1 protein-coding gene is annotated in these 588 nt (G+C 36.2%); it reads left to right on the forward strand.

Going from position 1 to position 588, the window contains the following annotated elements:
• Positions 1-503 precede the first annotated feature (503 nt).
• A partial coding sequence (locus ACS8FC_RS19290) for a hypothetical protein (RefSeq protein ID WP_439297976.1) occupies positions 504-588 on the forward strand: 85 nt, incomplete at its 3' end.

Below are 588 nucleotides of genomic sequence, written 5' to 3' on the forward strand. Positions count from 1 at the left end.
GTTCTTATAATATGAAAAGTATATCGCTCAACAAAAAGTTGAATAGCTTTGTCTTTAAATTTGGATGGCAAGCTTTTAGCTGAGCGTACTTGTGCTCTGTTATATTGCTTGTTTTTATTAACCTATACGCCATCTTATTTAACAAACCTAAATAATTATAGTGGTCGGCTATAGGTTTATTGTTGTGACTTCGCAATTGCCACAACAAAAGCATCTTATCTTTACTGTAGTTTTCATATTTCTACAGTGAGTCATGCTGCAAGATAGTCCGCAATGTTTTGTTATCGGGGTAATAAGACAGCGCTATATCAGCATGCTACAATATTAAAATAGCCGCGCAGACATGGATGAGCGTCTCATTTATGATCGAATTGTGGCTATCTTCACGATAAGATGAGGCAATTATCTAAACTGCCTGATATCTTGTCCTGATAGTGATAAAAGCGTTATATAATTAATATCGATTTTTACCAATCCCACTCCCATATAAAAAAGGATCTCTCATGAGCGAGTTGCAACTGTCTGACCGCGTCAATAGCATCAAACCCTCTCCTACGCTAGCGATTACTAATAAAGCAAAAGAACTAA

Source organism: Psychrobacter sp. 1Y4 (genome assembly GCF_051847555.1).